The organism is Cephaloticoccus capnophilus, from assembly GCF_001580045.1.
Lineage (GTDB): Bacteria > Verrucomicrobiota > Verrucomicrobiia > Opitutales > Opitutaceae > Cephaloticoccus > Cephaloticoccus capnophilus.
On record NZ_LSZP01000025.1, the window covers coordinates 1 to 7,400 of the forward strand.

The 7,400-nt window shown below is 51.3% G+C and carries 4 protein-coding genes and 1 pseudogene; 3 read left to right on the top strand and 2 right to left on the bottom strand.

Annotated elements, in window-relative coordinates:
- Positions 1-832 (top strand): TonB-dependent siderophore receptor (locus AXK12_RS02690; protein WP_156468810.1); only part of this gene is annotated, 832 nt, incomplete at its 5' end.
- Between the two features lie 90 nt (positions 833-922).
- On the opposite strand, the gene AXK12_RS02695 is transcribed toward AXK12_RS02690, so the two are convergent.
- A complete protein-coding gene (locus AXK12_RS02695) occupies positions 923-2,686 on the bottom strand; it encodes a glycosyltransferase family protein (protein ID WP_068711235.1) in 1,764 nt (587 codons plus the stop codon).
- A gap of 521 nt (positions 2,687-3,207) precedes the next feature.
- On the opposite strand from AXK12_RS02695, the gene AXK12_RS02700 reads away from it, so the two are divergent.
- A complete protein-coding gene (locus AXK12_RS02700; protein WP_082782592.1) occupies positions 3,208-4,578 on the top strand; it encodes an ABC transporter substrate-binding protein in 1,371 nt (456 codons plus the stop codon).
- A 275-nt stretch (positions 4,579-4,853) separates the two neighbouring features.
- The gene (locus AXK12_RS02705) at positions 4,854-7,064 is read left to right on the top strand and encodes a TonB-dependent siderophore receptor (RefSeq protein WP_068711237.1); all 2,211 of its coding nucleotides are present in this window, start codon (positions 4,854-4,856) and stop codon (positions 7,062-7,064) included.
- 191 nt (positions 7,065-7,255) lie between these two features.
- Here AXK12_RS02705 and AXK12_RS09535 read toward each other — a convergent pair.
- A pseudogene (locus tag AXK12_RS09535) lies at positions 7,256-7,400 on the bottom strand (glycosyltransferase); the annotation flags it as partial.

Below are 7,400 nucleotides of genomic sequence, written 5' to 3' on the forward strand. Positions count from 1 at the left end.
GAATCGTTACTTCAGCGGTGGGACTAACAACTTAAGTGGTACCAGCAACGAGGAAAGGGCCGAAGCAACGCTAGCTTCTGGCGGTATCGTTTACAAACTTACCCCGGAGATCTCTCTCTATTACGGCTATTCCGAACAAGAGATCTTGGGCATAGCCAGACCGAATGACCTTATTCCTGCCCACACGAGCCCCAGCCGTCAACACGAGGGCGGCCTCCGCCTCCGGCTCTTCGATGGCCGACTCTACACGACCTTTGCCTACTTCGATATCAAACAAGATGGAATCTGGGAAGCGAACGCCGCGAACTGGGTTGACCCGACTGCGCCTAAACAGCCCGGGATAAATAGCAATCGCACCTCGAAGGGCTTCGAGTTTGAATTCGCATGGTCGCCCACCAAAAACATCTCGGTAATCGGCAGTTACACCGAATTTAAAAATCGCGACCAGGAAAATAGGCGCTACGCGCATGTCGCCGAGAGAATGGCCGGAATCTGGGGCAGCTACACCTTCTCCGAAACAGGCGCGCTGCGTGGCCTATCCTTCGGAATCGGGGCCAACTACGTCGACGAACGTCCCGGCGATACTATGGGCCTGTATACAACCCCGCCTCAGGGCTCAGGCCTCCCACCCGTTCGCTACCAGCCTATATTCTGGGTCCCTTCTTATACCGAGGTCGAGGCCAATGCGACTTACCGCTTCAACAAGCACTGGAAGGCACAACTCGTCGTCAAGAACCTCCTAGATAAAGACTACATCAGGTCGAGTACTAATCGCACTCTTTATTTAAGCACACCCATTAATCCGAAACTCACTCTCCGCTACGAGTTTTAAGTGGGTTTTATAGTTAACTTGTTTCCTATGCGGCGCACCCTTTGGTGCGCCGCATTTTTTTCAGAGCTGTAAAGTGACTGCGTACGAGAGTTACTTCCTTGAGGCGAGTGCGTAAGGAGTGAGTGTCGGGAGGACAGGGTTTGCTGCGGGGGATAGCCGTATGAAAACCCACTCATTATTTACTCCCTGCTCAAACTCGGCAGGCCAACCGGCCTCGCCAAGCTCTGCTAGCAATTGCGCGCCACGATCGGCGCAGTCCTTTCGATTAAACAAAATCCCAGAAAACCCGTAGGACTCCAAAGTAGCAGCCATTTCTCTAGGGGGTAAATCTTGCACATCAAGCTGCCAGTCTGCCCCCTGTCGCCCCTTATTACTCCCATAGGAATAACGAAGCTTAGTGGAGTAAAGGAAAGGGCGTATTGGGTCATAGATAAAAAAGTTAATCTTATAAGCCCCGCGCCCCTCAAGGGGCTCAGGGAAATCTAGGACAGGCAATATGTAGATCATAGCTCCAGCCTCTAAGTTGTCTTCCAGCCTTAATGCTAAGTCTCTATCGGCCATGACTAGCTCTTTCATCACATGAGTGGGTTTATTATAACGAGGGTAAAAATAACTATGGAAGGATTGGTCCATAATAGCCAGCAAAGCCAGTCCCCCCAAAACGCTGAACTTGGTAGCAAACGACCAGTTCCGCATCAATCGATTAATCACAAAGACAAAGTAAATCAGCCCGATAGTCGCGATTCCCACAAAATAGCGACTCGTTGCCCGTATGTCGTAAAAATCTAATATTAAACTAAAAATAGCATTAATTCCTCCAAAGCTGGCGTAGGCAATAACCCAACACGCAGCGAGAAACGGGAGTGAGGGCGCACGTTTATTCACTTGGCGCTGAATTCCCTTAAAAAACAAAAGCAACAGGCCCGCCATAGGAAGGAGCCCAATATAAGTACCCCACCACTCTTCCCCGGTACCCAGCTTACCTCCATCATAGTATCTCGAGAAGAAACCTGAAAACATCTCTAGGTAAGTTCCCCAACTAGGGATAAAAAGTTCTATAGGTTTAAGTGCTGCTCGGTCTATTCCCCAATAAGACCTAACTAGGGCCGCCGGGTTCTCTCCGTAACTCAACTTATAGACAATAAAGCTCCCCAGTAGTGCCCCGACCATCAGACAGGTAGCTACAATAGGAGCTAGAGACGCGATGAAGTTTTTCCTCCCCTTAAAAATCCGACATAACAGAGCAAGCGCGTACAGGTTCAGAAAAAAGAACACCCAATAAATATTTAACAATCCACTCAGTAAGCCCATAACCAAAGTTAGCCTAAAACGGAAAGAGCCCCAAGATACCTTCTCAACGGTCGCGATATACCACAGACAATAGAACTGAAGCGGGAGGAGCCCTGTAAATATTATCCCCAAGCTATCAAGCGAACGTAGATTATGAGGGGAAAAAGCATAAACGAGGGCGAAGCCCCACGCGGATAGTCGTGAGATCTTCCACAGTCTAGCAGCAAAGTAAAAAGAAAAGGCCGCGACTATACAGGAGAGTATCAGCATCGCATTCGCGGCGGGCATAAGTCCAATTACCCTAGCGATCTGCCCACCGAGCCACACAATGGCTCGCTCCGCCTCGGGAAAGTCATTTAGCTGGCCGATGAATGGAGCCCCTAGCGACTCTGTCGTGATATGAGTAAACAGACCTAGATCGCCTTCTTTGGCGAGTTTCATCATTGCCAATATATAATGAGAATCACCAATATAACGCGTCGGAACTAGAAAGTTATTCCCCCAACGATCCTCAATAGTCAACCACAGTGCACATACCGCAAGAGCAAGTAGAAGCAGCCTCATGAACCGTCCCACCACGCGCGTCCACCACGCCTTCGTGAGTACGCCCCGACTTGAATATAAGGACTCGGGATAATCTGACTCGTTGGTTTTCATATATAGATTAAAATAATACTAGGAAGCTGGCAGCTACTTTCCTGCCAATCAAGAGCTTGCCTATTTTATGACATCAAAAGCAGGATACCGCTGCCCCTTTGCCCTAAGTCCGCTGCGACTTCGGTATTGGGTAGCCATGCTTTCTGCGGGTAATTCCTTACAGCATTCCGGAACCGCCACCTCGCTCAGCAACCGCCGCAGGCCTGACTTTTGGCATAAATAAACCTGCGCCCGAAACGCTATTTCTACCTATACGTCAATAAATTGCCCGTTTTGAAAAAAACTAGACGGGGCAGATTTTAGGTAAATCCTCTTATTTTATTGCCATACCTCTCATTTCTTGCCCTGCTCGTGCGCCCCCCGTCTTTCTCCCCATTTAGTCGTTCCCCCTCCCCATCACAGCCCCCTCCAACCCCTAGCATTTCCCCATGAGATTGTCCCCCGGATCTGCTGTCATTTTCTGCCTTGCGATTGCAAGTGCCGTTCTCGTAGCACTGATCCCTTACAGAGAGCCCGATGGCATCACTTTTTGGGTTTTTGCGACTCCGCATCGCGACGCCTATATCGAGCCGATCGCACATTGGAATGAGGAGCATCCGCCGGAAAGTCGCTTCACGATGACGATGCTACATCCCAATGTGATTGAGCACCGGATGATTTCTGGCTTTCTCTCGGGCACACCGGTCGCCGATCTGTTGGAAACACACGAAGGGATATATCCTAGGGTATACCACGGCCCCCTTGATCAAATCGGCTTCCTAGATATCACTGATCGCCTTCACGAAGAGGGATTGTACGAGCAGTATGACCGGACTACGCTTCTGCAGCACACTCATCGCGGACACCATTTTGGACTTCCGATTACTGCGGCGCCCGCCCTGTTGGCTTATCGCTCCGATCTAGCCGAAGCGGCCGGAATAAGTGACGAAGCCATTGCGCAAATCGAGACTTGGGACGACTATTTCCGCGTCATGCGGCCGCTGATGACCGATTTGGACGGCGACGGCCGCCCGGATCGCTACTTATTGAGTCTCGGAGAAGTTAGCATTGAGGCAATCCGCATGCTCGTTCTACAAAATGACGGAGTGCTTTTTGACAAAGACGGTAACCCTTCCTTTGCCAATGCGCAAAATGCCCGTACTCTTGCGACGCTCACTACATGGATTACCGGACCAAAACGCGTAGCAACCGATGTCGCTCTTCATACTTCTACTGGACACAAACAACGGCTCGATGGATTCGTCGTAGGGACAATAATCACCAACTGGATGCTTGCCCAGTGGAAAAGGGAAAACCCCCAGATCGAAGGAAAACTAAAGTTTATTCCTATCCCTGCGTTTGAGCCCGGAGGCCGCCGCACCAGCACGTCCGGCAGTACGATGATCTCTATCAACAAGCATAGTTTACATATCGAAACTGCTTGGGAAATGGCTAAAAACCTCTACACCTCCATAGAAGTCGCCGAATACCTTTACCGCGTGGCCGGTATGATTACTCCTTTAAAAGAAAACTGGGACGCTCCCTTTTATCACGAACCCGATCCGTTTTGCGGAGGGCAACAGACAGGCACGCTTTTCATTGAGCAGATCCCCCATATGCCTCAATCTCCGGTTTCTCCCTATCAAAACTTGGCTTATTCTGAACTGGTTAACGCAATGATGGCTCTGCGCACCTACGCCGAACAATACAGTATTTATGAAGTCGAACCTCTCGCTATTGAAGCCCTCCGACTCCTCAAAAAGTCCCAAGAGGCACTCCAAAAACTCGTAGATCGAAATGTATTTATAGGTGAGAGCTAGAGTCCAAGCCCCTCCCTAGCGAGCAAAACGCAGGACCGCACTATTATTTATAGCTTTTACTGTTTTACTAACGCACTTGCCTCAAATTTCGCCCTTTACCCCACACCAAGTCCGCGTGTCCCTCCCCTAGGTCGACCGCGTCGTCGCTTTCGCCCCGCTTTCGGTTTTCCGTTCGCCGCCCACCGGCGGTAAACCTCCACCCAAACCCCTAAAATATGAAGTACGTATCCCCTCCCTCCACCAAAAAAGGTAGGCTAGCAGCTGCATCGGTATTGATGCTAAGCTTGGCTGTCGCTACCTACGCCCAGCAAACCCCAGCCCAAAACGACGAAGAAATCGTCCGGCTCTCCCCCTTTTCCGTAAGCGAGAGCGCAGATATAGGCCGTTACCAAGCAGCCGAAGCCAGTTCAGGCACCCGCGTTCGGATGAACCTGATGGACTCTACCCAGAGCATCTCGGTCGTCACTAGCGAGTTTATGCAGGACATCGGCACAGCTCGCCTCACCGATGCGATCAAATATGTGGCAGGCCTCAGCAACCAGGGTGGGTTCCCGTTGCTGATGGACGTAATGAACGTTCGTGGCTTCTCCGACTATGACTTGACCCTAGATGGCTTCGCCCAGTTCAGCCTAGCGAACCAAGATCCGATTATCGTCGAGCGGATTGAGTTTGTAAAAGGCCCTAATGCGATCCTCGCCCCACAAGGTCTTCCCGGAGGTGTCGTTAACAACATCTCCAAGAAGCCTCTGTTCACAAACAAGGGCTATCTGTCCTACCAAGTCGGCCGCTACGATTCTAACCGAGCCGAGCTCGATGCTAATTATGTGGTCAACGATAAGCTCGCGGTGCGCGTGGTCGGGGCCTTCACCGACGCCGACGACTACGGACAGAGGGTGTTTCACCAAAACACCACGGCGATGCCAATGTTTACCTACCGGCTTAGCCCAACGACTGAGTTCACCCTCCAGTTTCAAGTGCAAAAGGCGGACATTCTTGCTGCGGGCAGGGCCCCGCTTTCCCTTTATGCTGTAGGTCGTAACAACATTCATCTGTCAGAAGGCCTGCCACGCGATTTCCAACACGTAGGGCGCAATATCACCGCCCACCAAAAATCGCATAACACCCGCTTTCAACTTTCGGCTCAGATTACCGACAAACTCTCGATGCGAGTCGCGGGAAACTGGGTCGAGTCGGACGTGCGCTCAAACTTCCTCGGGTCGAGTGCTCCCTACCTCGGGCAAACAGGAGTAGTGGTAGACCCCATCCAGCTCAACCCTATCACCGGTGAATGGTATTGGGACGGCACCTTTAACGACAACCCCACATACAAACTTGGCGGCCTTAAAGAATGGCCAGTACGTATGAGGGGGAATTTCCAAAACGACTTCGTCTACGAACATACAGCGGCCAATTGGAAATCGCAAACGGTCGCCGGCTATGCATTTAACTACATCAGCCAACACTTTCGGCAAACAAATTATGCGGACGATGGGATCTACTACGATTTTGCGAATAACTATACGCCGCCGGCTTATGCGTTTGATCCCGATATCGACTGGCACTTCAACTCGTCGGACCGCCATCGTGGTAACCAGGTCTATATTTATGAGGTAATTAACCTCTTCGACGACCGCCTCGTGCTCAGCGGCAGCCTTTCGCAAAACCGCTACGCTTCCAATGTTTATAACAACCAGACAGGAGTGCGTATCGACAGTAGAGCAGAGGCGACGCTCCCATCTGCCGGCTTCGTTTACAAAATGACACCTGGGGTTTCGGTTTTCTACGGTTACTCGAAACAAGAGGTGCTCGTAGGAGGTGACCCGGGCTTGGGAATCCCCGCTCACACCCGCCCTGGGCGGCAACATGAGGGAGGCCTGCGCCTCCGGCTCTTCGATGGCCGACTCTATGCCACAGCCACCTACTTCGATATTCTACAAGAGAACCTTTGGAGAGATAACCCTGAAAATAACAGAGTCCCCATCCCTTTCCCTCTAAAGCCTGCGGTGAACACCAGCGTCAGCTCTAAGGGTGTCGAATTCGAACTCGCTTGGGCACCAAATGAGAACTTCTCGCTGATTGGTAGCTACACTAACTTCAAGTTCCGCGATGATGAAAACATGAGAGGGCCTAATGTTGCCGAAGAGACTGCAGCAATGTGGGCCTCCTATACCTTCACCCAAGGCGCACTGAGCGGGCTCCGAGTAGGGCTAGGCGCAAACTATGTCGGTGAACGCGCCGGCGATGCAGAAGGGCGATGGACGTCGCCACCGGCAGGCTATGACCCCGTGCGAGTCCAACCCGTATTCTGGATGCCCTCCTACATCGTCGCCGAAGCGAGTGCCAGCTATCGTTTTAACAAAAACTGGCAGGCGCAGCTATCCATCCACAATCTCTTGGATAAAGACTACATCACTGGCTCTGAGCTCCGTCGAGTTTTCGTCAGCACCCCGATTAACCCAAAACTTACGCTTCGTTACGAGTTTTGAGTTTTGAGTAAGGGCTAGGATTCTCTGATTTTCGGCGCACCTGTCGGTGCGCCGAAACTGTTTTAAGGCTTAAATATAGAGAATAGTAAGCAAAGCGCATTTCATAGATCTCACCGATGGGCTTACACTTGTGCTATTTCGCACGATCAGCGCGGGCAGGAAGGCGAGCGAGTTGATGTGATTGATTCGACTCACTCCTCGAAGCCCACTTTACGGCTAATTAGATAGTGTGGGCGCCGCTTTGCCTCAGTATAAGTTCGGCCTAGGTATTCGCCAATGATGCCGAGGCCCATCAGCTGAATGCCGCCCAAAAGCAAAATAACCGTGGCGAGGGTC

Coding starts and splice junctions, on each gene's coding strand:
- AXK12_RS02700 (WP_082782592.1), top strand. CDS start 3,208: ATGAGATTGTCCCCCGGATCTGCTGTCATTTTCTGCCTTGCGATTGCA.
- AXK12_RS02695 (WP_068711235.1), bottom strand. CDS start 2,686: ATGAGGCTGCTTCTACTTGCTCTTGCGGTATGTGCACTGTGGTTGACT.
- AXK12_RS02705 (WP_068711237.1), top strand. CDS start 4,854: ATGCTAAGCTTGGCTGTCGCTACCTACGCCCAGCAAACCCCAGCCCAA.